This is a genomic window from Nocardia sp. CY41 (genome assembly GCF_009829325.1).
GTDB lineage: Bacteria > Actinomycetota > Actinomycetes > Mycobacteriales > Mycobacteriaceae > Nocardia.
In genome coordinates, this window is the sequence record NZ_VUOS01000005.1 from 237,865 (window position 1) to 263,132 (window position 25,268).

The 25,268-nt window shown below is 65.5% G+C and carries 37 protein-coding genes and 1 pseudogene; 14 read left to right on the plus strand and 24 right to left on the minus strand.

The window, feature by feature from the left end:
- Window positions 1–3: 3 nt before the first annotated feature.
- Window positions 4–606 (plus strand): GNAT family N-acetyltransferase, encoded by a 603-nt coding sequence (locus GVY64_RS06240; protein ID WP_159839631.1) that lies wholly within the window; start codon window positions 4–6, stop codon window positions 604–606.
- Window positions 607–701: 95 nt separating this feature from the next.
- Here the strand turns inward: GVY64_RS06240 and dtd are convergent, their stop codons facing one another.
- Entirely contained in the window at window positions 702–1,145 is a 444-nt protein-coding gene (dtd, locus tag GVY64_RS06245; protein WP_159839632.1) for a D-aminoacyl-tRNA deacylase, read from the minus strand.
- A 168-nt stretch (window positions 1,146–1,313) separates the two neighbouring features.
- Between dtd and GVY64_RS06250 the strand changes: the two genes are divergently transcribed.
- The 4 genes from GVY64_RS06250 (at window position 1,314) to GVY64_RS06265 (ending at window position 4,907) form a co-directional block, all read left to right on the plus strand.
- The gene (locus tag GVY64_RS06250) at window positions 1,314–2,837 is read left to right on the plus strand and encodes a hypothetical protein (RefSeq protein WP_236566656.1); all 1,524 of its coding nucleotides are present in this window, start codon (window positions 1,314–1,316) and stop codon (window positions 2,835–2,837) included.
- Window positions 2,838–3,186: 349 nt separating this feature from the next.
- A complete protein-coding gene (locus GVY64_RS06255; RefSeq protein ID WP_159839633.1) occupies window positions 3,187–3,645 on the plus strand; it encodes a DNA-directed RNA polymerase subunit beta in 459 nt (152 codons plus the stop codon).
- A complete protein-coding gene (locus GVY64_RS06260; protein WP_159839634.1) occupies window positions 3,642–4,070 on the plus strand; it encodes a DUF4254 domain-containing protein in 429 nt (142 codons plus the stop codon). Before GVY64_RS06255 ends, GVY64_RS06260 begins: the two co-directional genes overlap by 4 nt.
- Before the next feature lie 36 nt (window positions 4,071–4,106).
- The gene (locus tag GVY64_RS06265) at window positions 4,107–4,907 is read left to right on the plus strand and encodes a class I SAM-dependent methyltransferase (RefSeq protein ID WP_159839635.1); all 801 of its coding nucleotides are present in this window, start codon (window positions 4,107–4,109) and stop codon (window positions 4,905–4,907) included.
- A 431-nt stretch (window positions 4,908–5,338) separates the two neighbouring features.
- Here GVY64_RS06265 and map read toward each other — a convergent pair whose 3' ends face one another.
- The 9 genes from map to rpsH all read right to left on the minus strand — a co-directional run bounded on the left by map (window position 5,339) and on the right by rpsH (window position 10,879).
- On the minus strand, window positions 5,339–6,136 hold the full coding sequence (map, locus tag GVY64_RS06270) for a type I methionyl aminopeptidase (RefSeq protein ID WP_159839636.1): 798 nt from the start codon (window positions 6,134–6,136) through the stop codon (window positions 5,339–5,341).
- 29 nt (window positions 6,137–6,165) lie between these two features.
- Entirely contained in the window at window positions 6,166–6,711 is a 546-nt protein-coding gene (locus tag GVY64_RS06275) for an adenylate kinase (protein WP_159839637.1), read from the minus strand.
- The gene (secY, locus tag GVY64_RS06280) at window positions 6,708–8,030 is read right to left on the minus strand and encodes a preprotein translocase subunit SecY (protein ID WP_159839638.1); all 1,323 of its coding nucleotides are present in this window, start codon (window positions 8,028–8,030) and stop codon (window positions 6,708–6,710) included. The genes GVY64_RS06275 and secY overlap by 4 nt, the downstream gene beginning before the upstream one ends.
- A 172-nt stretch (window positions 8,031–8,202) precedes the next feature.
- Entirely contained in the window at window positions 8,203–8,646 is a 444-nt protein-coding gene (rplO, locus tag GVY64_RS06285; protein ID WP_159839639.1) for a 50S ribosomal protein L15, read from the minus strand.
- A gap of 1 nt (window position 8,647) precedes the next feature.
- Window positions 8,648–8,827, minus strand: coding sequence for a 50S ribosomal protein L30 (gene rpmD / locus GVY64_RS06290; RefSeq protein WP_039795559.1), 180 nt, complete (start codon window positions 8,825–8,827; stop codon window positions 8,648–8,650).
- Window positions 8,827–9,486, minus strand: coding sequence for a 30S ribosomal protein S5 (gene rpsE, locus GVY64_RS06295; protein ID WP_063021309.1), 660 nt, complete (start codon window positions 9,484–9,486; stop codon window positions 8,827–8,829). The genes rpmD and rpsE overlap by 1 nt, the downstream gene beginning before the upstream one ends.
- 31 nt (window positions 9,487–9,517) lie before the next feature.
- Window positions 9,518–9,925, minus strand: a complete 408-nt coding sequence (rplR, locus tag GVY64_RS06300; RefSeq protein WP_159839640.1) for a 50S ribosomal protein L18 — start codon at window positions 9,923–9,925, stop codon at window positions 9,518–9,520.
- Window positions 9,926–9,927: 2 nt separating this feature from the next.
- The gene (gene rplF, locus GVY64_RS06305) at window positions 9,928–10,467 is read right to left on the minus strand and encodes a 50S ribosomal protein L6 (protein WP_159839641.1); all 540 of its coding nucleotides are present in this window, start codon (window positions 10,465–10,467) and stop codon (window positions 9,928–9,930) included.
- A gap of 13 nt (window positions 10,468–10,480) precedes the next feature.
- A complete protein-coding gene (gene rpsH / locus GVY64_RS06310; protein WP_159839642.1) occupies window positions 10,481–10,879 on the minus strand; it encodes a 30S ribosomal protein S8 in 399 nt (132 codons plus the stop codon).
- Window positions 10,880–11,162: 283 nt separating this feature from the next.
- Here rpsH and GVY64_RS06315 point away from each other — a divergent pair, with 283 nt between their 5' ends.
- From GVY64_RS06315 to GVY64_RS06325, 3 genes and pseudogenes are all read left to right on the plus strand, one after another.
- The gene (locus GVY64_RS06315) at window positions 11,163–11,816 is read left to right on the plus strand and encodes a Uma2 family endonuclease (RefSeq protein WP_159839643.1); all 654 of its coding nucleotides are present in this window, start codon (window positions 11,163–11,165) and stop codon (window positions 11,814–11,816) included.
- Window positions 11,817–12,008: 192 nt separating this feature from the next.
- Window positions 12,009–12,173, plus strand: a pseudogene (locus tag GVY64_RS39055) (helix-turn-helix domain-containing protein); the annotation flags it as partial.
- Window positions 12,174–12,281: 108 nt separating this feature from the next.
- A complete protein-coding gene (locus tag GVY64_RS06325; RefSeq protein WP_268895594.1) occupies window positions 12,282–12,527 on the plus strand; it encodes a ribbon-helix-helix protein, CopG family in 246 nt (81 codons plus the stop codon).
- A 98-nt stretch (window positions 12,528–12,625) separates the two neighbouring features.
- Here GVY64_RS06325 and GVY64_RS06330 read toward each other — a convergent pair whose 3' ends face one another.
- From GVY64_RS06330 to GVY64_RS06340, 3 genes are read right to left on the minus strand one after another with little or no spacing between them, the layout of a single operon-like run.
- Window positions 12,626–12,835 carry a hypothetical protein gene (locus GVY64_RS06330; RefSeq protein ID WP_159839645.1) on the minus strand — a complete coding sequence of 70 codons (210 nt, stop codon included), beginning with the start codon at window positions 12,833–12,835 and terminating at the stop codon, window positions 12,626–12,628.
- The gene (locus tag GVY64_RS06335; protein WP_159839646.1) at window positions 12,832–13,365 is read right to left on the minus strand and encodes a hypothetical protein; all 534 of its coding nucleotides are present in this window, start codon (window positions 13,363–13,365) and stop codon (window positions 12,832–12,834) included. The genes GVY64_RS06330 and GVY64_RS06335 overlap by 4 nt, the downstream gene beginning before the upstream one ends.
- Window positions 13,362–13,739, minus strand: a complete 378-nt coding sequence (locus GVY64_RS06340) for a hypothetical protein (RefSeq protein ID WP_201297916.1) — start codon at window positions 13,737–13,739, stop codon at window positions 13,362–13,364. Before GVY64_RS06340 ends, GVY64_RS06335 begins: the two co-directional genes overlap by 4 nt.
- Before the next feature lie 380 nt (window positions 13,740–14,119).
- On the opposite strand from GVY64_RS06340, the gene GVY64_RS06345 reads away from it, so the two are divergent.
- The 3 genes from GVY64_RS06345 to GVY64_RS06355 all read left to right on the plus strand — a co-directional run bounded on the left by GVY64_RS06345 (window position 14,120) and on the right by GVY64_RS06355 (window position 15,538).
- Window positions 14,120–15,019 (plus strand): helix-turn-helix domain-containing protein, encoded by a 900-nt coding sequence (locus GVY64_RS06345; RefSeq protein ID WP_159839647.1) that lies wholly within the window; start codon window positions 14,120–14,122, stop codon window positions 15,017–15,019.
- On the plus strand, window positions 15,009–15,215 hold the full coding sequence (locus tag GVY64_RS06350) for a DUF397 domain-containing protein (RefSeq protein ID WP_159839648.1): 207 nt from the start codon (window positions 15,009–15,011) through the stop codon (window positions 15,213–15,215). Before GVY64_RS06345 ends, GVY64_RS06350 begins: the two co-directional genes overlap by 11 nt.
- Before the next feature lie 110 nt (window positions 15,216–15,325).
- Complete coding sequence (locus GVY64_RS06355; RefSeq protein WP_442939531.1) at window positions 15,326–15,538, plus strand: DUF397 domain-containing protein; 213 nt, start codon at window positions 15,326–15,328, stop codon at window positions 15,536–15,538.
- Window positions 15,539–15,739: 201 nt separating this feature from the next.
- Here the strand turns inward: GVY64_RS06355 and GVY64_RS06360 are convergent, their stop codons facing one another.
- From GVY64_RS06360 to GVY64_RS06375, 4 genes are read right to left on the minus strand one after another with little or no spacing between them, the layout of a single operon-like run.
- The gene (locus tag GVY64_RS06360) at window positions 15,740–16,084 is read right to left on the minus strand and encodes a hypothetical protein (protein WP_159839649.1); all 345 of its coding nucleotides are present in this window, start codon (window positions 16,082–16,084) and stop codon (window positions 15,740–15,742) included.
- Window positions 16,085–17,425 (minus strand): WXG100-like domain-containing protein, encoded by a 1,341-nt coding sequence (locus tag GVY64_RS37180; protein WP_201297917.1) that lies wholly within the window; start codon window positions 17,423–17,425, stop codon window positions 16,085–16,087. It abuts the gene before it with no gap.
- Window positions 17,422–17,721: a WXG100 family type VII secretion target gene (locus GVY64_RS06370; protein WP_159839650.1), complete on the minus strand. Its 300-nt coding sequence runs from the start codon at window positions 17,719–17,721 to the stop codon at window positions 17,422–17,424. Before GVY64_RS06370 ends, GVY64_RS37180 begins: the two co-directional genes overlap by 4 nt.
- Before the next feature lie 15 nt (window positions 17,722–17,736).
- Window positions 17,737–18,069 carry a WXG100 family type VII secretion target gene (locus GVY64_RS06375; RefSeq protein ID WP_201297918.1) on the minus strand — a complete coding sequence of 111 codons (333 nt, stop codon included), beginning with the start codon at window positions 18,067–18,069 and terminating at the stop codon, window positions 17,737–17,739.
- Window positions 18,070–18,088: 19 nt separating this feature from the next.
- Between GVY64_RS06375 and GVY64_RS06380 the strand changes: the two genes are divergently transcribed.
- The 3 genes from GVY64_RS06380 to GVY64_RS06390 all read left to right on the plus strand — a co-directional run bounded on the left by GVY64_RS06380 (window position 18,089) and on the right by GVY64_RS06390 (window position 21,118).
- Entirely contained in the window at window positions 18,089–18,337 is a 249-nt protein-coding gene (locus tag GVY64_RS06380; protein ID WP_159839651.1) for a hypothetical protein, read from the plus strand.
- Between the two features lie 104 nt (window positions 18,338–18,441).
- Entirely contained in the window at window positions 18,442–19,650 is a 1,209-nt protein-coding gene (locus GVY64_RS06385; protein ID WP_159839652.1) for a cytochrome P450 family protein, read from the plus strand.
- A 226-nt stretch (window positions 19,651–19,876) separates the two neighbouring features.
- Window positions 19,877–21,118: an AraC family transcriptional regulator gene (locus GVY64_RS06390; protein ID WP_159839653.1), complete on the plus strand. Its 1,242-nt coding sequence runs from the start codon at window positions 19,877–19,879 to the stop codon at window positions 21,116–21,118.
- A 119-nt stretch (window positions 21,119–21,237) separates the two neighbouring features.
- Here the strand turns inward: GVY64_RS06390 and GVY64_RS06395 are convergent, their stop codons facing one another.
- The 7 genes from GVY64_RS06395 to rplN all read right to left on the minus strand — a co-directional run bounded on the left by GVY64_RS06395 (window position 21,238) and on the right by rplN (window position 24,948).
- Window positions 21,238–21,423 (minus strand): type Z 30S ribosomal protein S14, encoded by a 186-nt coding sequence (locus tag GVY64_RS06395; protein ID WP_014981705.1) that lies wholly within the window; start codon window positions 21,421–21,423, stop codon window positions 21,238–21,240.
- A 4-nt stretch (window positions 21,424–21,427) separates the two neighbouring features.
- Window positions 21,428–21,556 carry a hypothetical protein gene (locus GVY64_RS38640; protein WP_268895592.1) on the minus strand — a complete coding sequence of 43 codons (129 nt, stop codon included), beginning with the start codon at window positions 21,554–21,556 and terminating at the stop codon, window positions 21,428–21,430.
- The gene (locus GVY64_RS06400) at window positions 21,553–23,106 is read right to left on the minus strand and encodes an acyl-CoA carboxylase subunit beta (protein WP_159839654.1); all 1,554 of its coding nucleotides are present in this window, start codon (window positions 23,104–23,106) and stop codon (window positions 21,553–21,555) included. Before GVY64_RS06400 ends, GVY64_RS38640 begins: the two co-directional genes overlap by 4 nt.
- A 399-nt stretch (window positions 23,107–23,505) precedes the next feature.
- Window positions 23,506–23,691, minus strand: coding sequence for a type Z 30S ribosomal protein S14 (locus GVY64_RS06405; protein ID WP_014981705.1), 186 nt, complete (start codon window positions 23,689–23,691; stop codon window positions 23,506–23,508).
- A gap of 4 nt (window positions 23,692–23,695) precedes the next feature.
- Window positions 23,696–24,259, minus strand: a complete 564-nt coding sequence (gene rplE / locus GVY64_RS06410) for a 50S ribosomal protein L5 (protein WP_039795509.1) — start codon at window positions 24,257–24,259, stop codon at window positions 23,696–23,698.
- Between the two features lies 1 nt (window position 24,260).
- The gene (gene rplX, locus GVY64_RS06415) at window positions 24,261–24,578 is read right to left on the minus strand and encodes a 50S ribosomal protein L24 (protein WP_039795507.1); all 318 of its coding nucleotides are present in this window, start codon (window positions 24,576–24,578) and stop codon (window positions 24,261–24,263) included.
- 1 nt (window position 24,579) lies between these two features.
- Window positions 24,580–24,948 (minus strand): 50S ribosomal protein L14, encoded by a 369-nt coding sequence (gene rplN / locus GVY64_RS06420; protein WP_067807954.1) that lies wholly within the window; start codon window positions 24,946–24,948, stop codon window positions 24,580–24,582.
- Window positions 24,949–25,268: the final 320 nt, after the last annotated feature.

The following is a 25,268-nucleotide window of genomic DNA, read 5'->3' on the forward strand; positions in this document are numbered from 1 at the left end:
CCCATGACCATCGCGCTGCGCCAGGCGACCATCGGGGATCTGGGCCTGATCTGCCGCCTGCGCGTACAGCGCACGGCGTGGCTCACCGCACGCGGCTCCGACCAGTGGACGGTCGCCGGACGCGGCCTGCCGATCGAGATCTTCGCCCGCGGCGTCGGACGCTCGCTGGACGCGGGCGAGACCTGGATCGCCGAAGTGGCGGGCGAGCCCGCGGGGACCATCACGGTCAACGACCGCGCCGATGCCGGTCTGTGGTCGCGATGGGAACTCGAGGGCGCGGTGATCGTCCATTTCATGATCGTCGACCTGCGCTTCGCCGGCCAGCGCGTGGGCCACCACATGCTCGCGCACGCGGGCATGCTCGCCCGCTTGCGCAGACGCGCGTGGGTGCGGCTCGACGCCTGGACCACGAATACCGACCTGCACGACTACTACCGTTCGGCGGGGTTCCGGTTGGTGCGGATCGCGGGGCCGCTGGCGGTGGGACCGTCGCGCGCGCTGTTCGAGCGGAGAGCCGACAGCTGGGATTCCGAGCTGCCCGTGACCGTTCCGGCCGTCGGGCGCCCGGCCGCGGCGGCACTGCGCCCACCACCGCCCAACAACTGACCGGAACGCCATAGCGGCGAGACATCAACGGCCCGCGAAGATGTTCTGCTGCCCGGCGAGACACGATGATCCGTTCCGACGGCAGGACAACGACTTCACAGCTCCAGCAACAGGGTGACCGGGCCGTCGTTCACCAAGTCGATGTGCATGTGCGCACCGAACCGCCCCGTCGCGACGGTTGCGCCGAGTTCGCGCAATGCCCGCGCGAAGACGTCGACCAGAGGTTCGGCGATCACGCCGGGGGCCGCCGCCGACCAGGACGGACGCCTGCCTTTCCTGGTGTCCGCGTACAGGGTGAACTGACTCACCACCAGGATCGGCGCGTGCAGGTCCGCGGCCGAACGCTCACCGTCGAGGATGCGCAGTCGCCACGCCTTGTCGGCCAGTGCCTTCGCGGTCGCCTCGGTGTCGGAGTGCGTCACGCCGACCAGCGCGACCAGTCCGTGCGGGACGCCGTGGGCGGCCGGGTCGATCCGGCCCACGACCTGGCCGTCGACGGTGACCTGCGCGGAACTCACGCGCTGTAGGAGGGCTCGCACAACCCTCGATCATGCCTTCCGCCATGGCGGCGGCGGCCGCATGGGTCTCCTGCCGTCGGACAACCCGGTCTGCCTGGCCGGATACAGGTGCGCGCGGACGGCAAGCGTGACAAACTCGGTGCGCAGAAAGTTGCGTTGCGCGGATTTGCCGCGCGTTGGCGGAGGATCATGCTGGAAACAAGGAGCGCGATGGATCTGGACGCGATGGAGCGTCAGATCGCCGCGGATCGGTATGCGGCGCTCGACCGTACGGTCGAATCCGAATTGCGCTTGGCCACCTCCCTCGGCGAACTCGCCAAGGGTCTGATCGCCACCAAGACCAACGGCTCGACGCGCGACCGCACCCGGGAGGCGCTGGCGCCCGCCGAGGAGGCGGTGGCGATCCGCCTGCGGCTGCTGTCCAGGGGCCAGGTGCTCACCGCTCGTCTCGCCGGCGAGCTGAACGATGCGCTGCGCTCGTTCGAGCAGGCGGCACGGCACAGCGGCCGCAGGGAGCTGGCCACCACGACGATCCGTCGCGCTTGTGAGGTCTACCGCCAAGTGGCGCGAGAGCACCCGGAGGTCGCGGGCCCGTGCGCCGACGGTCTGTCCAAGTGCGGTGTCTGGCTGGGCAGGCTGGACCAGGACGCCGCCGTGGCCGCGACCGAGGAGGCCGCCCGCATCCGCGCCGCACTGGCCGCGGCGAACCCGGAGCTGTCCGGCAAGTATCTGGCCAGCCTGAGCACGCTGCTGCGCACACTCATGGTCGGACGGTCGCGCAAGCAGGCCATCGCCATGTACCGGGAGCGCTACGCCGCGTTCACGTCGACCACGATGTCGATCCGGCTGCGCGCGTGCGGCATCCAAGACCTGGACCTGACCCCGAAGTCGCACCGGGCGCTGGTCGAACTGGGCTGCCGCACGCTGGAGCAGGCGGGGCGGCTCACCCAGCAGCAGATCATGTTCAAATCCTCCGGCGACCTGTCGACCGTCGAGGAGATCAACTGGAAACTGGCCCTGGTCGGCCTGCGGCCGCTCGCGCCGGGCGCCGAGCAGTACCAGCCCGCGATGCCCGTGCAGATCGGCTCCACTTTCGGCGCGCTGAGCGTGTACCTGCCGGAACGGGATGCCATAGCCCAGGTGCGCGCCGCGATCATCGCGGCCTACGCCGTCGACGACGCCTATCCGCTCGACCGGGAGAGCTACCTCGGTGCGCACGGGTCGAAGTGGCAGACCCGCGAGCCGAAGCTGAACACCTCCGCCACCCTCGGCGACGACATCGTGCTGATCGACCAGCCCTACGGCGGCTGGGTGACGGTCATGAGTCTGAACTGGGAACTCACCCCGGTGGCCAAACACCCGCTGGCGCTGCGCCTGTCCCAGGACTGGCCCGTCGCGGCGATCACGGTGACGGAGAACGTGGCCTACGAACTGTGCTGGTACGAGCGCGGCGCGGCCACCCAGTACGCCGCGCTCGGCCGTCCGGCCGGGCAGGCTCCGCTCGACAAACCGCTCGCGCCATTGGACTTCGAAACGCTGGCCTTGTACAACCCTGACCGGGCGACCGAGAGCAAACTGCGCGCGGCCTTCGGCAACACGAAGGTATTCGCCAACCTCACCTATCTGCCCGACTGCGGCCTGCGCCAGCTCAGCGTCAACACGCCGTTGTCCGAGCACGGCGACCGCGTGCTGTTCTTCCGTACCACGCCCTGAGGCCGGAGCCGGGATGACGCTGCCGCGGGATGGATTTGCGGCAAAGTAACACCGGCGGTGAACAAAATGCCGGGGGTTCCCGCCCCCGCATCTTCGCAGGTCACTTGACCAGCAGATACGTACGCCGAAGTGAACGCCGAGCTATGCCGCGAAGCCTGCCGGTCACCGCACCCTCCGGTAACCAGCAGGCAAACGAATTTCTCGCGAACTAATTGAACGGAATGTTTGATCCGCTCCATGGAGTGCTCTACTGAGACAACGCTCGCACGGTGTACCGGATCACAGCACGGATGCCGCAACGCCGTCCGGGCGGCTTGGAAAAAGTCACACGAAGCTACCCGAGGGCTCTATGGACCAACTGGCGTTGGCGGACACCCCGACCGCCCGATGCGCCTACTATCGACACACTTGCGACCTGCCCGCCGGAGTTCATCCGGAGATCGGCCGAATCGTCCTGCGCGCCGGATTCGTCGGCGCCATCACGATGCCGGCCGCGCTGGGGCAGAAGGTTCGCGACGATCTCACCCGGCGCCGCAGCGAGCTGGGTCCGATCATTTCGCACGTCCGGTCCAAACGCTGGACCTTCTTGACCCGCCCCGATTTACCCGACGACGTCCGGTTGTTCGCCGAGCTCTTCCGCCTGAACGTCTCGATCGTGCCCAGCGGCGGCGAGATCGCTTTGCCTTCACCCGCCGCCGCCGACGCCGACTATAGGCACTGGATCGTGGCTCCGGAGAACGATTTCCGCCCCTCCGGCGCGTCCATCGTCGACATCGTCCGGTCCTGCACGAGAACGGCCAGGCGATGACAACCGGGGCCTTGCCCGCGAAACACCAAGTGCTGCAAGCCTGCCGAGGCGAACTACACGAAAGCAATCCGCTGCTGCGCTGTGCACACGAACTCACCACGTTGCACGAACGCAGGCTCAGCGCGGGATCCGACTCGCTCGACGAGATCGATGCGTTGCGAGCGAGCCTGATCAGGGACATCGACCGCTGGATCACGGTGCAGCTGCCGCCCGCGCACGGTGCGGCGCATGTGCACACCGAGACCGTCGGCGCCGTGATAGATCGGCTGGCCCAGTTCACGGCGAACGCCTATGCGGCACTGGCCAGCGCGTCGGAATGGGATCTGTGGGACGCCTGGCAGCGCTTGGCCGAGCTGGCCGTCGGTTACGACGACCTGGCGGCCGAGGTCTGCGCGGGCGTGCGCAGACTTCCTGGCGCATCATAGGTTCGGCCGCGGCTCCCCATCCGTATGGTGGTAGGGATGGGGAGCCCGGACGACCGCGCCGACGACGAGCTTGCTTTGCCCGCCAGAAGGGCGGGTTCGTTCGGAGCACACGCTGCCGCGTATGCCGAGCACCGTCCCGACTATCCCGCCGACGCCATCCGCTGGGCTCTGGCCGCCGTCGCCCATCGGCGACCGCTGACCGTCCTCGACCTCGGTGCCGGAACCGGCAAGCTGACCCTCGGCCTGCTCGACGCCGGTGCGACGGTGATCGCCGTGGAACCGGACGAGCACATGCGCGCCGAACTGATCCGCCGGCTCCCGGCCGTCACCGCGCACGCCGGGACGGCTGAAGCCGTTCCGCTTCCGGATGATTCGGTGGACGCGATCGTCGCGGGGCAGGCATTTCACTGGTTCGACCTGGACCGTGCCTATCCGGAGTTCCTCCGGGTGCTGCGGCCTGGCGGCGTTCTCGCAGCGCTGTGGAACACCGACGACAGCACCGTGGACTGGGTCGCCGGCCTGAAGCGCATCGCCGGGTCCAGCGCGTCCACGGCTCTGCCGTTGCTCGGACAGCTCGAGCTACCCGACCATCCGCTGTTCCGCGAGCACGAGTTCGAACACAAGGCCTTCCCGCACCGGCATCGGCGCACGGCCGAGTCCCTGACGGCGACCATCGGCACGCATTCGCACACGCTGGTGATCTCCCCGCAGGAGCGGGCCGAGGTGCTCGCTCGGATCACGGCCTATCTGCGCGAGCGGCCGGAGACGGCAGAGGGCGAATTCGACCTGCCCATCTCGACTTCCGTGCTGCGATCGACGCTTCGTCCCGTGGACTGAACGGCTACTTACGCACACGAAACACCCTGGCCACGGCCTTCCCGGTGCCATCACGGAGTCGCCGGACAGGTCCCGATGACGGCGAACTGCGGCGTGCGGCAAGCGAATTCGAGTAGCGGTCTACTCACGTCACCGTCAGCTGCCCGGCCATACGCTGACGGCATCGTTCAGAACAGTATCGAACCGAGGAGAAGTAGACGTTCCGCCCGCACGGGCACTCCCCGGACCCACGCTTCGGCTCAACGCGCAGGACGCGGGTGCAAGGAACGACGTCACCGATCCAGCGGAAGCTGGGTATCGCCCGGTGTCGGCGCATGGTGTCGGCACGCGAAAGCGGCGAGATCGACCAGGACTCCTGGCGTCGGTGCGGCTCGTTTCCTCGCCGCGCAGTGTTACCGAACGCCGACCGTCCGGCGGCTGCCCGCCGTGTGTTACTCCGGACGCAGCGTGAGGATCCGGGGTCCGTCCTCGGTGACGGCGACCGTGTGCTCCCAATGTGCCGCACGACTACCGTCCACGGTGACCACGGTCCAGTCGTCGTCGAGCACCTTCGTCTGGGTCGTGCCGAGCGTGAGCATCGGCTCGATCGCGAGTACGGAGCCGACCACGAGCTTGGGGCCCTTACCCGGTTCGCCCTCGTTGGCGAGGAAGGGGTCGAGGTGCATCTCCCGCCCGATGGCGTGCCCACCGTAGCCGTCGACGATGCCGTAGGCGCGTCCGTGCTCCTTCTCGGCCGCCCGGGTGCCCTGCTCGATGGCGTGCGACACGTCGGTCAGCCGGTTGCCGGGCAGCATCGCCGCGATACCGGCCTCCATCGAAGCCTTGGTCGCCGCACTGAGCAGCCGATCGGCCTCGATGATCGTGCCGACGCCGAAGGTCCAGGCCGAATCGCCGTGCCACCCGTCGAGAATCGCCCCGCAGTCGATGGAGACCAGGTCGCCCTCGGCGAGGATCTCCTCCGCGGTCGGAATCCCGTGCACCACACGGTCGTTCACCGAGGCGCAGATGGACGCGGGGAAGCCGTGGTAGCCCTTGAACGACGGAACCGCGCCCGCCTCCCGGATCACCTGTTCGGCGACCTCGTCCAGTTCCAACGTGGACACCCCGGGCTTGGCGGCCGCGCGCACGGCCGCCAAGGCGCGGCCGACGATCGCGCCGGCCGCCGCCATGGCATCCAGTTCGCCTGCCGTCCGGAACGGCACGACCTTCTTCTTGCGGTGGAAGACCATCCGGCCTCAGCGCTCCATCGCGAGCTGGCTCAGTGGCCCAGCGCGCGCAGTGCACGCGCGTTGACGTCATCGACCTCGCCGACGCCGTCCACCGAGACGACCAGGCCGTCGTAGTGGTCCAGCAACGGTTCGGTCTCTTCGCGGTACACCCGGAGGCGGTTGCGGATCACGCCCTCGTTGTCATCGGCGCGACCACGGGCGAGCATCCGCTCGACCACGGTGTCCTCCGGCACCACGAAGCGCAGCACCGCGTCGAGCTTGGTGTTCATGTCCTCGAGGATCTTCTCCAGCGCGTCGGCCTGGTCCACCGTGCGCGGGTATCCGTCGAGGACGAACCCGTTGGCGGCGTCGGGCTCGTTGACCCGCGCCTCCACCATGCGGTTGGTCACGTCGCTGGGCACCAGGTCGCCCGCGTCCATGTACTTCTGCGCCTCGCGGCCCAGCGGAGTCTGCTGGCTGATATTCGCGCGGAACAGGTCCCCGGTGGAGATGTGCGGAACGCCCAGCTTCTCCGACAGCAGGACGGCCTGGGTGCCTTTACCGGCGCCCGGCGGACCGAGCAGTACAACTCTCACTTGAGGAACCCTTCGTAATTTCGATTCATCAGCTGGCTCTCGATCTGCTTCACGGTGTCCAAACCGACGCTCACCATGATCAGCACCGCGGTACCGCCGAACGGAAGGTTCTGCGTACCGCCGGAGGCGCCGATGTCGAGGAACAGGTTCGGCAGCACCGCCACCAGACCGAGGTAGATCGAGCCGGGGAGGGTGATACGGCTCAAAACGAAGTTGAGGTAGTCGGCGGTCGGCTTGCCGGGTCGGTAGCCCGGGATGAAGCCGCCGAACTTCTTCATCTCGTCGGCGCGCTCCTCCGGGTTGAAGGTGATCGCGACGTAGAAGTAGGTGAAGAACACGATCAAACTGAAGTAGATCGCGATGTAGACCGGGTTGCCGGGATTCACCAGGTATTTCTGGATGATCTCCTGCCACCAGCTCGGATTCTGGTTGTTCTGCGCCCCGGTCAGCTGTGCGATCAGGTTCGGCAGATACAGCAGCGACGAGGCGAAGATGACCGGGATGACACCCGCCTGGTTCACCTTCAGTGGCAGGTAGGTCGAGGAGCCGCCGTACATCTTCCGGCCCACCACGCGCTTGGCGTACTGCACCGGGATCCGGCGCTGGCCCTGCTCGACGAAGATCACGGCGGTGACGATCGCCAGCGCGGCGACGCACACCAGACCGAACACCAGACCGCCGCGGCTGTCCAGAATGGCCTTGCCCTCGCTCGGGATGCGGGCGGCGATGCCGGCGAAGATCAGCAGCGACATGCCGTTGCCGATGCCGCGCTCGGTGATCTGCTCGCCGAACCACATCACCAGCGCGGCGCCCGCGGTCATCACGAGCACGATGATGATCATGCCGAAGATGCTGGTGTCGGCCAGGATGTCCTTCTGGCAGCCCTGCAGCAGCTGGCCGCGGGCAGCCAGCGCGACCAGACCGGTGGCCTGCAGGATCGCCAAGGCGATCGAGAGGTATCTGGTGTACTGCGTCATCTTCGTCTGGCCTGATTGGCCTTCCTTGCGCAGTTCCTCGAACCGCGGGATGACGACGGTGAGCAGCTGGATGATGATGCTCGCGGTGATGTAGGGCATGATGCCGATCGCGAAGACCGACAGCTGCAGCAGCGCACCACCGGAGAACAGGTTGATCAGCTGGTAGATACCGGCGGAGTCACCGCCGGAGACCAGGTCGATGCACTCCTGGACCGCCTGGTAGTCGACGCCGGGGGACGGCAGCGAGGCACCCAGCCGGTACAACGCGATCAACCCCAGCGTGAAGAGAATCTTCCGCCGTAAGTCCGGAGTCCGGAAGGCCGATACGAAGGCGGAAAGCACTGATCCTCCTGGCGAACGACATGGTCATGACATGGATATTCAGCGATGGTCCCTGCTCGACACAGAAGGGACGCCGAAAACCACGGCGAGGCTGGCAGACAACAATTGAACTCTAACAGTGGCACCGGACGAGCTCGTCACTCGTCCGGTGCCGCTGTCATGCAGAGTACCGTCAGCCCAGCTCGGTGACGGTGCCACCGGCGGCGGTGATCTTCTCCTTCGCCGCACCGGTGACCTTGTCCACGGTCACCTGGACCGCGACGCCGATCTCGCCATCGCCGAGAACCTTGACCAGCTGGTTCTTGCGGACCGCGCCGACCGCCACGAGCTCGGCCTTGCCGACCTCACCGCCCTCGGGGAACAGCTCGGCGATCTTGCCGACGTTCACGACCTGGTATTCCGTGCGGAACGGGTTCGTGAAGCCCTTCAGCTTGGGCAGCCGCATGTGGATCGGCATCTGCCCACCCTCGAAGGCGGCAGGCACGTTCTTGCGCGCCTTGGTGCCCTTGGTACCGCGACCCGCGGTCTTACCCTTGGACGCCTCACCGCGACCAACGCGGATCTTCTCGGTCTTGGCGCCGGGCGCCGGACGCAGGTGATGCAACTTGATGGTCATGTCAGACCTCCTCAACGGTCACGAGGTGGCGCACGACGTTGATCAGCCCGCGGTTCTGGGCGTTGTCCTCGCGGACCACGGTCTTGCGGATACCGCGCAGACCGAGGGTCCGAAGGCTGTCCCGCTGATTCTTCTTGGCGCCGATCGAACTCTTGATCTGGGTCACCTTGAGATCTGCCATTACTTGACACCTCCGGCAGCCTGAGCGCGCGCACGCAGCATGCCGGCAGGGGCGACGTCCTCGAGCGGCAGGCCACGGCGCGCCGCGACCTCTTCCGGACGCTGCAGCTGCTTGAGGGCAGTGACAGTCGCGTGCACGACGTTGATGGCGTTGTCGCTACCGAGCGACTTCGCCAGAATGTCGTGGATACCGGCGCATTCCAGCACGGCACGAGCCGCGCCACCGGCGATCACGCCGGTACCGGGCGAGGCCGGGCGCAGCATGACCACACCGGCGGCCGCCTCACCCTGAACCGGGTGCGTGATGGTGGAGCCGATCATCGGGACGCGGAAGAAGTTCTTGCGAGCCTCCTCGACGCCCTTCTGGATGGCCGCGGGAACTTCCTTGGCCTTGCCGTAGCCGACGCCGACCAGACCGTTGCCGTCACCGACGATCACGAGGGCGGTGAAGCTGAAGCGCCGACCACCCTTCACGACCTTGGAGACGCGGTTGATCGCGACGACCCGCTCGAGCTGGTTCTTCTCGGCGGCGTTGTCGCGACGGTCGCCGCCGCCCCGACGGTCGCCACCACCGCGACGGTCGCCGCGGCCGCCCTCGGGGGCGCTGCCATTCTGTCCGGCGGGTCCGTTTCCGCCGTCACGCCTCTGACGTCCCGGCATCAGACGTTCCTTCCGTTCTTGTTGTCGATCATCAGAATTTCAACCCACCTTCGCGAGCGGCATCGGCCAGTGCGGCGATCCGGCCGTGGTAGTCGTGCCCACCACGGTCGAACACGACGGCCTCGACACCGGCGGCCTTGGCTCGCTCGGCCAGCAGGGCGCCGACCTTCTTGCTCTTGGCCGACTTGTCGCCGTCCAGCGCGCGCACGTCGGCCTCGATGGTCGACGCGGCGGCGATGGTCTTGCCGACCGAGTCGTCGACCAGCTGCGCGTGCAGGTGCCGCGAGGAGCGGTTGACCACCAGGCGCGGACGGTCGGTGGTGCCTTCCACCTTCTTGCGCAGCCGGAAGTGACGGCGCGTCTTCGACAGACGGCGCTGCGTCGACACGTCCTTGCCCAGGGGGATGCGCTTGGCCTTCTGGTTTTCGGTTTGCGCCATGATCACTTACCCGTCTTTCCGACCTTGCGGCGAACGACCTCGCCGGCGTAGCGGATGCCCTTGCCCTTGTACGGATCGGGCTTGCGCAGGCCGTGGATGACCGCCGAAATCTGGCCGACCTTCTGCTTGTCGATTCCGGACACGGAGAACTTGGTGGGCGACTCCACCGCGAACGTGATGCCCTCGGGCGCCTCGATCGGCACCGGGTGGCTGTAGCCGAGGGCGAACTCGAGGTTCTGGCCCTTCAGCGCGACGCGGTAGCCGACGCCGAAGATTTCCATCTTCTTCTCGTAGCCCTGGGTGACGCCGACGATCATGTTCGACACCAGCGTGCGGGTCAGGCCGTGCAGCGCGCGGCTGCGGCGCTCGTCATCCGGACGGGCGACCTCGAGCTGGCCGTCCTCGCCCTTGGCGACGGTGATCGGCTCGGAGATGGTGAGCGACAGGGCGCCCTTGGGCCCCTTCACCGCGATGTCCTGCCCGTCGATGGTCACATCCACACCGGCCGGAACGGCGATGGGCTTCTTACCAATACGCGACATAGTCCCTGCTCCCTTACCAGACGTAAGCGAGGACTTCGCCGCCCACGCCCTGCTTGGCCGCCTGCTTGTCGGTGAGCAGACCGGAGGACGTGGAGATGATCGCCACGCCGAGGCCGCCGAGCACCTTGGGCAGGTTGGTGGATTTCGCGTACACGCGCAGACCGGGCTTGGAGACACGGCGCACGCCTGCGAGGCTGCGCTCACGGCTCGGGCCGTACTTGAGGTCCACGACGAGGGTCTTGCCCACCTGCGCGTCCTCGGTCCGGTAGTCGGCGATGTAACCCTCGCGCTTGAGAATCTCGGCGATATTCGCCTTGAGCTTCGAGTGCGGAGCCTTCACCTGATCGTGGTACGCCGAGTTGGCGTTGCGCAGACGTGTCAGGAAGTCTGCGATCGGATCAGTCATGGTCATGGTTCGACCTAGACACCTTTCTCGCCGCGGTTCCCATACAGCGCTGACATGCGCATCGGCATGCCCAGCGGTGGGCCTACGACAATTCGGATGGTCCGGCCGACCCTTGCCGACCGGAGGAGGTTCGATCACCCGGGCGCACGCATGCGGGCATGGAGGTGCCCAGGCAACCGCTCTAGTGTAGGCAAGAGGTTCACCGAGGCAAAATCGGGGCCTGTGAGGTGCCCGCTGCACTGGACTCATGACCAGCGGAAACAGCCGGTGACCGGGCTAACATGGGCCTATGTCGAGCTCAGGCGTCGAGCGACCCGACCTCCCGGAGTCCATGACCTGGGAGGAGCTCGAGCAGCTACCCGAGGAGATCGCCGGACAGATCGAACTGCGCAACGGGCGCGTCGTCTGGCGACAGCGGGGACCCGCCGAATATCAAGCGTTCACGTTCGCGCTGACCAGCGCACTCAAGCGCTGCGCCCGCGATGGCATGGCCGAGCAGCCACAAAGCTGGTGGCGCGTCGACTTCGAAACCAACGTCTTCTTCGGCAAGACCGGCAAGTCGGACTTCGCCACCCCCGACGTCCTCGTCTACCGCCGCCTCGATACCCCCTACCAGGACATCCGCGCCGATGACGTGCTGCTCGTCGGCCACATCAGTTCTCCGGCGAACATCGAAATCGATCCGCACGACGAGCAGCGACGCTACGCCGATGGGGGCATCCCCTGGTATTGGAAGGTGACGATCGCGCGCAAGAAGAGTGCCATCGAGACGGTCCGCGCGTACGCCCTGGAAACCGGCCCCGGCGAACTCCCACCCGGCGTACGCCCGCTCTATCCGACGAACTACCTCCTGATCGGCGAATGGTCGCCGAACGATTCCGACGCCATCACCATCGACTTCCCGTTCCCGATCCACATCCCCTGGTCCGAGTTGGAGTTCTGACACGCAGGCCGGTTGAGAAGCGAGAGCTGTGATGCCCCACAGTCGATGGAAGACAGGTAGAGACCAGGGGCTGACCGAGCCCGAGGCCGTCAGCGAAGTGCGTCATAAAATCCGACTGGCCATGGAGCTCGCCGCCGCCTATACAACCGTCGCACGGAGCTCGGCCTCACCCAAGCCGAACTCGCCGACCGGGCGGGACTGACGCAGGCGAAGATCTCCCGGATCGAGGGATCCGACGCCGTCCCCACCCTTCCGCTACTGACAAAGCTGGCACGAGCCCTGGACGCTTCGCTGAACATCGCCATCGACGCCGACGACGCGCGCGTCAGTTTCACGCCGCACACCCGCGCGCCGTAGCGCTCGTGCGCCCGGCCTCCGGCGTTCGTCCCTCCCACAGAGCCGAAATGAACCGCCCCCCATATGGCTCGCGACAACTTTCGCGCACACCTCTGCCACAGTGTGCATATGCCTCTCGAGCGAATCACGGTCCACGCTGATACCGCCGACTTGGCCGTCATCGAGGACGCGGCAATGCGGACGGGCGTCAGCAGTGCGGATATCCTTCGCGACGCTATCCATCTGGCCGCGATGCGGGTCCGCCGATCGCGGCCTCTACGCCTGAATCGTTTCGCCAGCGGCGATCCCACACTCGCCGCGCGCGTCGACGACATCCTCGCCGGTGACCTCAATGACAATCCGGACCGCCGATGACACGCGGCGTCCGCGAGTGGCACACCACCGCGCCATCGGCCGAGCAACCCTCTCGGTGGTGTGCCACTCGCGGCCCTCTCGCGATGAGGCGAACGTCTTCACGGTTGTAAGTAGAGGCGCTCGCACGGTAGACGTGGCAGTCCGGTGGTATCGCCGGGGACGACGGTGAGGTCGGTGGCGGGGCGCACGGTGCGCCATTCCTGGATGAAGCGCATGGCTGCGGTGTGGCAGGCGGCGAAGTCCAGAATTATTCCGTCGAGCAAGACGCGCAGGTGGACGTCGGGCTCCTCCGGGCGCGGGGTGGTCACGGCGCCGGGTCGCACGGTTCGGCGGCCGATGACGCTGGCTGCGCGGTGCGCGGAATCCGCAATCGCACCTGCCCGGCGGCCACGGCTTCGACTATGGCGTTGAACCCGTCCCAATGCCGCACATGGTGGAGCACCTGGTCCTCGGTGATTCCGCCGGGTTGCCGTTCCTCTCGGCGGCAGCGCACGAAATCCGCGGTGAGCAGGCTGACCATCTCGCCGTAGGAGTAATGCATCTCCTCGGCGTCCGCAGCAGGCCGGTGACCCGCCGTTTCGAGCAGGTCTTCCACATATCGGTCGATGGCCCAGATATGCAGGTCCATCAAGTAGGCCAACCGCTGGCTCATCGGACGGCCGGGCTTGCGGGTCTCGTAATGCCGAACCCACACGCCGAGCAGCCCCACGGCCGACACCATCAGCGCGTCCGCCGGCTCGATGCGGGCGTTGAAGATGTCGAAAAATGCGCGGGTGCCCGGCAGGCGCGGAGCACGAACCTGGTTGGCGCTCAACGGACTTCGGGCATCGGTTGTCACCTAACTCCCCTGGCCGGGGTGAAAACTCCGGAGATGCCGAGCGCGGACAGGTTGATCGCTCGCGGCGGAAGGAATCGGCTGATCGCCGCGACCACCACCATCGCCGAGGGCCGGAAACCGTCCCGAGGCGGCTCTACCCAATGCCGAACCGCAGGAGGCCGGTCGGCCGGCGACGGCAACGCGATCACCCGGCCGTGGGCGTAAACCGTGACACCCGCCCGATACAACTGGGCGAACGCAGCGGTCGAGTCCGGAAGATCGGGACGCACGAGAAAGACCCAGCAGCCCGACCTCGGGTAGGACACGATCGGTCCGGTAGCGCTTCCCCGCCGCCGCAGTTCCTCGCGGACCTCGTGGCCGAGATACGCCGCCATCCCCAATCCCCACACGCTCCCAGCCGGGACCGTGATGCGTCCGGTGTGCGGGTCCACGCCAGCGGCGAGTCCGCCGATACGGCGGTAGAACGCGCACCTGGTGGTGGGGTGTCTCGAAAGGAGCCTTCTTGCATGGTGTTCCCCTGCCGTCGAATGAGTCTGAAGTGCGCCTATCGCGGATCGCTCGCCGCTTCCGAACCGACAAAGCCCTGTTCAGCGGCCCGGCGCAGGCACAGCACACCAGCCGGGCACGGCCCACTTCGACCTGATTCGCGTATTCCCGACAACTTCACCGAAAGCCCTGGAGGGCATCGAACTTCGGTGTATCAATGGATGCAGTTCAGACCGTGTGCTGGATTCATTCACCTGGGGGAAAGCCGATGACCGAAGTCGAGTCGCCGACGCTGCTGCGCCGCCAGCTCGGCAGATTCCTGCGCGAGGCGCGTGAGGGCTGCGGCCTGACGATCGCCATCGCCGCGAAGGAAGTCCAACTCAGCTTCAACGGGTTACAACGCCTGGAAACCGGACGAGCGGTGAAACCACGCCGCCAGGACGTGCGCGAACTGTGCATGCTCTACGAGGTGAACGCCGAGCAGACCGAACAGGCGGTGGGACTGGCGTCGCGCGCGGCCACGGCGCGAGACGAGGACGGCATCACGCCGCTCGGCGGACTGTTCTCGGATGCTTTCAACATGTACGTCGGGATGGAGCGGTCGGCGCGGCGGCTTACGTCTTACGAAGTCCAAGTGCCCGGACTGCTGCAAACCGCTGACTACGCTCGCGCCTTGATCGGCGCGTTCCTGCACGATGGTTCCGCCGAAGAAATCGAACAACGCGTGCGGATTCGCCTCAACAGGCAGGTGGCCGTCACCCGGAAGACCTGCCCGGTGGACCTTCACGTGCTGCTGGACGAAGCAGCGCTGTATCGGATGGTCGGCGGACCGAAAGTGATGGCCGCCCAGCATCGCTACCTGGCTGATGTCAGCACTCGACCGAACGTCACACTGCGCATCCACCCGTACTCGGCCGGATACACGCGCGGCATCTTGCACGGTTCTTTCGTTCTCTTGGACTTCGGCACCAACAGCAAGGGATTGCCCAGCGAACCGCCAGTCGTCTACCTCGACGGCGGGATGAGCAGCGATCTCTATCTCGAAAGGCCCGAAATAGTGCGGCGTTACACTGAGATGGCCGAAGCCATCCGCCAGACGGCGTTGGACGAGAAGACCTCGCGAGACCTGCTCCGCCGGGTAGCAAGGAGTTATGACGGTGACCGCTGACCTAGCCGGAGCCCACTGGTTCAAGAGCAGCTACAGCGCCTCCAACGGCCAATGCGTAGAGATCGCCCACCTGAACAACGGCACAGTCGGCATGCGCGACTCCAAGAACCCGACCGGCCCATCCTTGACCTTCGCCCCCGCCGCATGGGACACCTTCCTGTCCGCAACCAAAAATGGCGAATTCACCCACAGCTGAGAACTTTCGAGCCCGGCCGCCCCCGCGGCCGGGCTCAAACCTCCCGGCCCCACCAACTCTCCCGGCCGAGAAGACTACGCGCGACCTGCTCCGCCGGGCAGCAAGGAGCTATGACGGTGATCGTTGACCTATCCGGAGCGCGCTGGTTCAAGAGTAGCTTCAGCGAATCCAACGGCCAATGCGTAGAGATCGCCCACCTGAACAACGGCACAGTCGGCATGCGCGACTCCAAAAACCCGACCGGCCCCACCCTGACCTTCACCCCCACCGCCTGGGACACCTTCCTGTCCGCAACCAAACACGGCGAATTCACCCACAGCTGAACCCCTTCGAGCCGGACCGCACCCCCGCCGCCGGGCTCGACACTTCCCACCCCGCCGACTCCACCCGGCCGCCGCCCGCGAGTGGCACATGGCTGCGGCAAAACGCGAGTAGACCTCTCGGTGGTGTACCACTCACGGGATCTTCGCACGCATGCAGGGAGGGACAGTCCGCCCGAGGAGCAGGTTCAGGACCGACGGAATTCACCGAACCAACGACACATCTGTGATTCGGATGGGGTACACCTCTACGGTCAAATCACCCGACAGATCGACTCCACTGGTAGTTATGTTGATTACCCCGCTGCCTTCGACCGCGATGCGGTTCACTTGTTCCCGAAAAATATCCACCAGGACCGTCGAGTCCTGATACCACCGCACCCGCGCGGATCGCGCTATTACATCGTACGATAGTTCCAGTTTGTTCCGATCGTCGGAATAGATATTCACCACAAAAGAGGCAGTAGCCCCAGGGATGGCGACACGTTCGGCCCCGAACACCTCCAAGAACTCCGACTCTTCCGGCTCTACGAACTCGTAGTCGGCCATCTACGCTCCTCCACCCTTCGGAATCACAGTTGTCAAGCGTAGGCCTTCCGGCGTCACTTGCCATGTTGTTTCAAACTTCAGAATACCGTTCGGACCGACGAACAGCGACTCTCGCACTTGAAAGTCCCCATAATCATTCGAAAAGGTTCGAGCGATATTACTGTCGGTACGGACGACTTCGTCGAAATGGCTATTGAGAAGATCTCTTCCAGCCTGGTTGTCGAAAATACCCACACGGTTCAGCTGTGAGAGATTTTGCAACGATCTAGGCGAGTTGTGCGCATCTTCTGCCGCCCTACCGAAGAGATACTCGTACTTCTTCTCGTCCACGATCGCCCTGGACGGTGCTTGTGGACCACGAGCTGCGTCACCAGTGCGTTTCCCGCGCAGTCGATCACGTAGATCGGTGACGACTTTCCTGGCCTTGACGGCGGCGTCCTTCGCCTCCTGGCGGATCCCCGCGATCTGAAGTGCCTTGCGGGCTCGCCAGGCGATGATGCCGTCTTTGATCTTCCCGGCCCATCTCCGCACCGTGTCCAGAGCCTTGGCGGCGGTGACCGCTCCCGCTCCGAAGCTGATCAGCGAAAGGCCGATGGTGATCGCGGCGTCGATGGCGAGGTCACTGGCGAGCGACTTCAGGAAGCCCTCGATCTCGGTACGGAGTTCCGTCAGCGCGTCCTTGTATGCGAGGCAGGATTGGCTGATCTGCGTGCAGGCGGTCAGCAGTTGGTCGATCGAGTTCGCGAGGGATTCGAGGTCGTCGCGGATGTAGCCCGCGTCATCGGCGGTGACGCTGTCGAACAGGCTCGCCGCGATCGTGATCTTGTCGCGGGCGTTCGTATTCTGGTAGATCGTGCCGAGGCGGTCCCAGGCATCGGCTGCCTTGGCGAGTTTTCCGGTGTCGCCGTCGGGAACGGGTATGCCGATGTGGCTGATGATATTGATGCCCTTGTCCACGATGCCCTGGCCAGGGCCGCCCGCGGAGGCCGGGACCGAAAAGGGCCCGAAAACCGGCATGCCCGGGTCCGTGGGCCGGTCCGGTTGCGGCGCGCCCTTCACGGTCGCATCGGCTTGGGCATGGGTGAAACCGATGTCGTTGAGGGCGCTGCCATATGCGTACAGCGTGGAGTGGACATCCTGGAAGAAGCCCACGGCCTCGTAGGCCGACGTGTTGTACGAGCGCGCCCACTCCTGGCCGTTCTCGTCCACGCCGGCCATCGATCCGCATTCGGACAGCTCCGCGAAGATGTACAGAAAACTGTCGCGAAGCGCTGATGCGGCGTCGAAGCAGTTGGCAGCCGCTTGGTAATAGGCCTTCGGATCGACCGCGAGGGCCGTCATATGCCGAGGATCCTCGGGCCCTCGGCAACCGCGCCGGTATAGCCCTCATGAGCGAGCTTCACCGCCTCCTCCAAAGCTGTGAGCCCTTCTCGGATTTCCGTAGCACCCGCCAGCCATTCATCATGCGCCTCGCGGTAGGCCGCAATCGCGCCACCCGATGACGCGGCATCGACCTCCTTGGCTTTCTGATCGATCGCGGCCAGCTGATCGGACAGCAGCCCGGCGAAGCCGCGGATGCGTGCAGCCAAGTTGTCGAGCTTGGTGAGGTCCACCGAGAAGGCCTGAGCGTCGGACATGAAGTGTCCCGCCTGTCAGGGAAGATCCAGCGAGCTGACGCCGGTGGCGAAAGCCTGGTCGGTCGCACGGACGGTGTCGGCGGTGACCCCCAGCTTCTCCGCCAGCTCGAACAGCGCATCCCAGACTTGCACCGCCCCCTGATGGAACTCCTCCCACCCTGCCGTGAAAGCGCCGGAATTGGTCCCCGTCCAACTCTCCAACATGTCTCGTACGTCGGTCTCCAGCGCGGAGTAACCGTCCCGGCATTGGGTGGCAACTTCGAACGCCAAGCGTCCCAATGCCTTGACCTCAGCGGTGTCGATCGACAGTGATGGCTGTTCCCCCGCCACGCCTCTGTCCCCCTCCACCAGCGGATGATTCAGACGAATGTACCCCAGTCGCGCAGGCGCCGTCACTCATCGGATCTCGCCGACCCTGGCGATCTTCGTCGTCGGTTACGCGCTGTGCGCCGTGGTGGGGGTAGCGACCACCGCGATCCTGGGCGCTGTGATCGGCGCGATGGTGGGTACGGTCGCGCCCGATGTCATCCGCAGGTGCTGCCCTGACAATCGGCGATTGACGTCGTGGCACATCTCGCTCCCATATTCGTTCTTCTGCGTCGCACTTTCGGTGTGAGGCAGCGATTCCCGGATCCGGTGGTTCGGTGCGTCGCTGCGGCCGACACTGGGCGGGCACACGTCGGCCGTATCCGTGTGACCGAACGCACCATGGGAGACATCATGACCGAGCCCGTCGCTCAGCTGCCTACCGCTGGCGAGTTGGTTTTCGATACCTTCGACAGGATCCGGCGGAGTGGACCGATTGTTCCGATCGAGCTGCCCGGCAATGTCGTGGCCTGGTTCGCCGTCAGCCACAAAGCGGTGAGCGAAGTCCTCGCCGGAGACGGCACCGTGTTGAGCAGGAATCCGCGCAACTGTCCTGCGCTGCAGGACGGCACGATTCCAGCCGACTGGCCCTTGCGCGCGCTCACCGATATCGACCACATGATCAACATGGACGGTCAGGATCATCGACGGCTGCGGAAAACGATCAGCCAGGCGTTCACCCCACGCAGGGTCGCCGCGCTCGAGCCCCGAATCCAGCAGATCGCCACCGAGCTCCTCGATGAGATTCCCGACCACAAGACCGAAATCGATCTCGCCTCCAGCTACACCACCCCCCTACCGGTGCGGGTGATCGGCGAACTGTTCGGTGTACCGGCGTCCGAACAACAACAGTTCCGGATCTGGGCGTCCACGGTCATGTCGCATCTGAGCACCGGCGACGAGATTCAGGCAGCGATGGCGGATATGCTCGGCTACCTCACCGAACTCCTGGACCGCAAGCGGCGCGCACCCGGCGACGACCTCACCTCCGCTCTGCTGGAGGCCAATGAATCGAACGGTTTGACCGACGACGAACTGGTCAACATGTTGTGGTTGGTGCTCATGGCCGGACACGAAACCACCGTGCACCTGCTCGGCAACACGGTGGTCACGCTGTGCACCCATCCCGAGCAGCTCGCCAAAGCCCAGGCCGAAGACCGGTGGAGAGACGTCGTGGAGGAGATGCTGCGCTTCCGCTCTTCGGTGGCCGCTATTCTTCCCACTCGGTATGCGCTGCAAGACATCACCATCGCCGGCGTGGACATTCCCGCGGGAGCCATGGTGGGGTGGTACGGCGGCGTCGGGCGGGACCCGGAGCGCTATCCGGACGCCGGTACCTTCGACATCGACCGCGATCACCGAGACCAGCTGGCGTTCGGCCGGGGACCGCATGTCTGCCTCGGCGCTCATCTGGCCCGGCTGGAAAGCCACATCGCGTTGTCCACGCTGTTCAACCGGTTCCCGCGATTGAACCTGGCTGGTGACCCCACCCAGATCTACGGCCCGAATTTCATCACCTGCGGGCCCCTCACACTTCCCGTGCTGCTCGAACCCAGCGCGTAGTGCGGAGTGAATTCCGCACAGCCGGGGAGTTTCGCGCTTTTTCGAGGTTCGACGCGTCCGTAGCCGACGGAGTGACGCCAGTGATCGATCGAGCGTCGGTCACGCCGACGTTCGCAGCGTTTCCCGCTGATCCCCTTCTCACAGCGGGAAACGCCGGACAGCTACAGGACCTCCCGGGTGATGTTGAATCGTAGGTCCCGAATAACACACCTGCCAAGGCGTCATCATGATGTACACCGAGCTTGTTACGAAAGACATCGACGAGTGGGAAGCACTCAGCGACAGCTTTCTGCCGTCCGAGTCCCGGTATCGTGATCCGCGCAACTGGTGGATCCGTGCCACCGTTCAGGACACTGTTGCTCACACTCTCCTGCGCTTCGACCAACGCAGCGAGCGTTTAGCCTGGCGGACCCCGTCACACACCCGGCAGGGCGGTAAAGACTATTGGTTGGTCGTACCGCAGCGGACTGTGGGGGGAGTCAACACCTTTGAAATGAATGACACGGTAATGCGCTTGACTCCAGGTAGCGCAATGCTATTGAGCCCAGATCAGCCATTTCGATACTACATGCCACGCGCGGTGACGAACGCGGTTCGCATACCGCGTGCTGATATCGACAATCGACTGTCGTCCGCCCGACCACCGCAAATGACGCTCGACATGGAATCGGGCCTGGGCCGGATCGTGCAGAGCATGATCCGCGAAACGCATGCCGAGCGATCCGACCTCGCGGACTGGGAATTCAACGCCGTCTGCGATCGAATCACTGAGCTGATCTGCTTGATGCTGCTCGGCGATATGGGCCCGCAACAAAGCCATCTGGCTGAAACGGCCGCAGCCGTTCGACAGTACGTACGGGAGCACGTCGGTGTCGGGGACTTGCGTCTGCCTGCGGTGGCATCGGCTCTGGGCTGGTCGCCCCGGCAGTTGCGGCTCGCCCTCCAGCAGAGCGGAACTACCTACCGGGACGTGCGGCAGGACGAGGCGCTGCGCGCCGCGCGCGACCTGCTCTCCCAACCGGAAAAGAACACGACTATCAGCGAGGTGGCCGCACGTTGCGGTTTCACACAAACCTGGTTCTCCCAGGCGTTCAAGGCACGCTACGGCGAAACACCCCGAGATTTCCAGAGGCGCCGATCGAGGGAACTGCCCGATCGACTGGGCTCGGGCCTTGACGGGCCTCATCCAACTGCGCTCGAAACGCGCCACGCAGCCGGGGTTGCCCCGGCGACCGGGCGCCGTTATGCCACGATGCCGCCGCCCGTGTGCTCTCCGACATGGTCGGATCGGGTGGGCACCGCATTGAAGGCCGCCCTCACCGAAGGTACGCCCTCGCTGGCGGAGGCCGCCCGACTCCTCGAGGTCGGGCCACGGACGCTCCAACGCCGGTTGGCCGACGAAGGAACAACGTGGAGCCGCGAACTGCACCGGGCACGCCGACGGTACCTCGCCAACACCACCGCATAGGTCTCGCTGGGCACACGCGACCCTCAGCTGTGCGGGACGAGCGGGCGCGGCCACGATGAGATAGCAGAGAAACTCCCTCGCTGTTCGATTATCCGGGTGCGCTCACCAGGAGCGTCAGCTCACCAGGAGCTCTTGTGCACGCCCGGCAGCTCGCCCCGGTGCGCCATTTCGCGCAGGCACACGCGGCAGAGGCCGAACTTGCGGTAGACCGCGTGGGGGCGGCCGCAGCGCTGGCAGCGGGTGTAGGCGCGGACAGCGAACTTCGGCTTGGCGTTGGCCTTGTTGACCAGTGCTTTCTTTGCCATGTGCTCAGTTCTCCTTGAACGGGAAGCCGAGGTGCTCGAGCAGGGCACGGCCTTCTTCGTTTTCCGGCAACCGGTCGGTGTGACAGCGCTCGGCGTGCCGTACGCCCAGCCGCGGAGTAAACGGGAAGATCACATCGGGTACACCGGGTGCTTGCGCGGGTTGAACTCCGGCTTGACCGGCGGCTTGTCCCGCAGCAGGCGTAGCGCGTTCCGGATCTCCAAACGGGTCCGCGACGGTTCGATGACCGCGTCGATGTAGCCGCGTTCGGCGGCGATCCACGGGGTGGCGATCGTCTCGTTGTACTGGTTGATCATGAACTCGCGCGCCGCTGCCCGATGCTCCTCGGGCACCGCCGCCAATTGCCGCTTGCCGATGAGGTCGACCGCGCTGTCGGCGCCGATCACAGCGATCCGGGCCGTCGGCCAGGCGAAACTGATGTCGGCACCTACCTGTCGGGCCGCCATCATGCCGTAAGCGCCACCGTAAGACTTGCGCACGACCAGGTTGATGATCGGGACCGTCGCCTCGATGATCGCGCGCGGTACCCGCCCGCCGCGGATGATCACACCGTTGGCTTCCTGCTCGAGACCCGGCAGCACGCCCGGGGTGTCCGCGACGAACACCAGCGGGATATTGAACGCGTCGCAGAGCCGGATGAAGTAGGTCGACTTGTCCGAGCAGGCGGCGTCGATGGAACCGCCCAGCACCAGCGGCTGGTTGGCGATCACACCGACCGGATAGCCGTCGACCCTGGCGAACCCGGTGATCAGATTCGGGGCGAACGCGGCGCGGATCTCGTGGAATTCACCGTCGTCAAAAATCCGCAGCAGGATCTCGTGCATGTCGTAACCGGCGCGATCGGAATCCGGGATGATCGTGTCGAGCTCCCGGTCGGTAGCAGTGATCTCCGGCTCCAGGCCGGGGTTCACGATCGGCGGCTGCTCGAGACAGCTCGTCGGCATGTAACTCAGGTAGTTGCGCGCCCACTCGTAGGCTTCCTGCTCGGTGTCGGCCACGTGATGCAGGGTGCCGCGTTTGGCCTGGACCTCGGCGCCCCCGAGCTCCTCGGCGGTGATGTCCTCACCGTTGACGGCTTTGATCACCTCCGGCCCGGTGACAAACATGTAGGAATCCTTGGTGCCGATGAGCACGTCGGTGTTGATCGGCCCGTACACCGAACCCGCCGCGCACTTGCCGAGAATGATCGACACCTGCGGCACATACCCGGACAGTTTCTCCAACACCCGCGAAATATCACCGAACGAAGCGATCGAACCCACCGCGTCCTGGATACGCGCACCGCCGGAATCATTGATCGTCACCACCGGGCATGCGTTGTCGAACGCGAGTTGCAGCGCCCGCATGAACTTTCGGGCGGACGTGATACCGACCGACCCGCCGTACACGGTCTGATCGTGGGCGATCACCACCACCGGACGGCCCCCGATCAGGCCGCGACCGGTGACCAGCCCGTCACCGTAGAGAGCATCCGGTCGGTCGGGCTGACGAGCCAACGCACCGGTCTCGATGAACGTCCCGGGGTCGAGCAGCATGTCCACACGCCGGCGAACGCTCGGAATGCCCTTCTTCTCCCGCTTGGCGACACCGGCCTCACCCGCCGGTTCCGCAGCAATCGTCAGGATCTCGACCAGTTCCTCGAGCTTCGCCTCGGTACCTGTCACGCTCGCCGCCACCTTCCGAACCAACTGTTGTGCCCCCGAGACGTTAAGCGGTGTCGAGCCAAAACGTTTCATCGAGCTGGATATCCCGGACAAATCACAGCCGAGGTCGGCCACACATCAGATCCTCGACAGTCAAAGGAACGAAGGACTGGCAAGACGCCGTTCCATGGCGATGATCGTTTCGGGCGATTCGAAGGCACGGTCGCGGCGGCCGACGGTGAGCCGGCGCAGGATTCCACCTTCGGTCGAACACTCCACGGCGGCGTCAGCGGCGGGAAACCGCGTCCGATCAGTGTTGCCGCGGTGTAAGCGCCTCCATGAAAGGCGAGGGCACGGACTCAGTATGAGTCCGTGCCCTCGGCGTCTTGCTATTCAAGTGCGCTCACGAGGAGCGCGAGCTCACCAGGAGCTCTTGTGCACGCCCGGCAGCTCGCCCCGGTGCGCCATTTCGCGCAGGCACACGCGGCAGAGGCCGAACTTGCGGTAGACCGCGTGGGGGCGGCCGCAGCGCTGGCAGCGGGTGTAGGCGCGGACAGCGAACTTCGGCTTGGCGTTGGCCTTGTTGACCAGTGCTTTCTTTGCCATGTGCTCAGTTCTCCTTGAACGGGAAGCCGAGGTGCTTGAGCAGGGCACGGCCTTCTTCGTTGTTGGTCGCGGTGGTCACCACGGTGATGTCCATACCACGCGGACGGTCGATCCGGTCCACGTCGATCTCGTGGAACATCGACTGCTCGCTCAGGCCGAACGTGTAGTTGCCGTTGCCGTCGAACTGCTTCGGCGACAGGCCCCGGAAGTCGCGGATACGCGGCAGCGCGATGGAGACCAGGCGGTCGAGGAACTCCCACATCCGGTCGCCGCGCAGGGTGACCTTGGCGCCGATCGGCATGCCCTCACGCAGCTTGAACTGCGCGATGGACTTGGTCGCCTTGCGGATCTGCGGCTTCTGACCGGTGATCAGGGCCAGGTCCTCGACGGCGCCGTTGATCAGCTTCGCGTCGCGTGCGGCGTCGCCGACACCCATGTTGACGACGACCTTCACCACGCCCGGGATCTGCATCACGTTGGCGTAGTTGAATTCTTTGTTCAGCGCGTCCTTGATCTCTTCGCGGTAGCGCTGCTTCAGCCGGGGCTGCACTTTTTCCGTCGTGGTCATGTCAGATGTCCTTCCCGTTCTTACGGGAGATCCGGACCCGCTTGCCGCTCTCCTCGTCGGTCCGGTAGCCGACGCGGGCCGGCTTGCCGTCGGAGTCGACGACCATCACGTTCGAGACGTGGATGGGGGCTTCCTGGGTCACGATGCCGCCCGAGGAGGCGCCGCGCTGGTTGGCGGAGTTCGCGACGTGCTTCTTGATCCGGTTCACGCCCTCGACGAGAACCCGGTTCTCCTTCGGGTAGGCCTGGATGACCTTGCCCTTGGCGCCCTTGTCCTTGCCCGAGATGACGAGCACGGTGTCACCCTTGTGCACCTTCATGTCAGAGCACCTCCGGGGCCAGCGAGACGATCTTCATGAACTTCTTGTCGCGCAGCTCGCGGCCGACCGGGCCGAAGATGCGGGTGCCGCGCGGGTCGTTGTCCGCCTTGATGAGCACGGCCGCGTTCTCGTCGAAACGGATGTAGGAACCGTCCGGACGACGGCGCTCCTTGGTGGTGCGCACGACGACGGCCTTGACGACGTCACCCCGCTTCACGTTGCCGCCGGGGATGGCGTCCTTCACGGTAGCGACGATGATGTCGCCGATACCGGCATAGCGACGCGACGAACCACCGAGAACGCGGATGCAGAGGATCTCCTTCGCACCCGTGTTGTCGGCGACGCGCAGTCGCGACTCCTGCTGAATCACTTCAGCGTCCTCCTTGACCTGGACGTATGTGCACGCCGGATTGCCGACCCGACGGGCATGGTCGGTTGCCCTCCGGACGCGCGCCTGCCAGCGGTTTTCTCGGCTCGAGCAAGAAACGCGGAACCAACCACTGGGGGTTCACTGCCGGATTGCGGGCACAGCTCCCGCAGGCAACCGGTCTAGTGTATGGGAATCCGCAGGTCGTTCCCAAATCGGGGCCACAAAGCGGTGCCGTTTCCCCAATCCCGGCCGGTCCGGCGCCGCGCCGGTAGCCTCGTGTCCTGCAAGGCTGCCTTCGTACACCAGCGGCACCGCCGCGT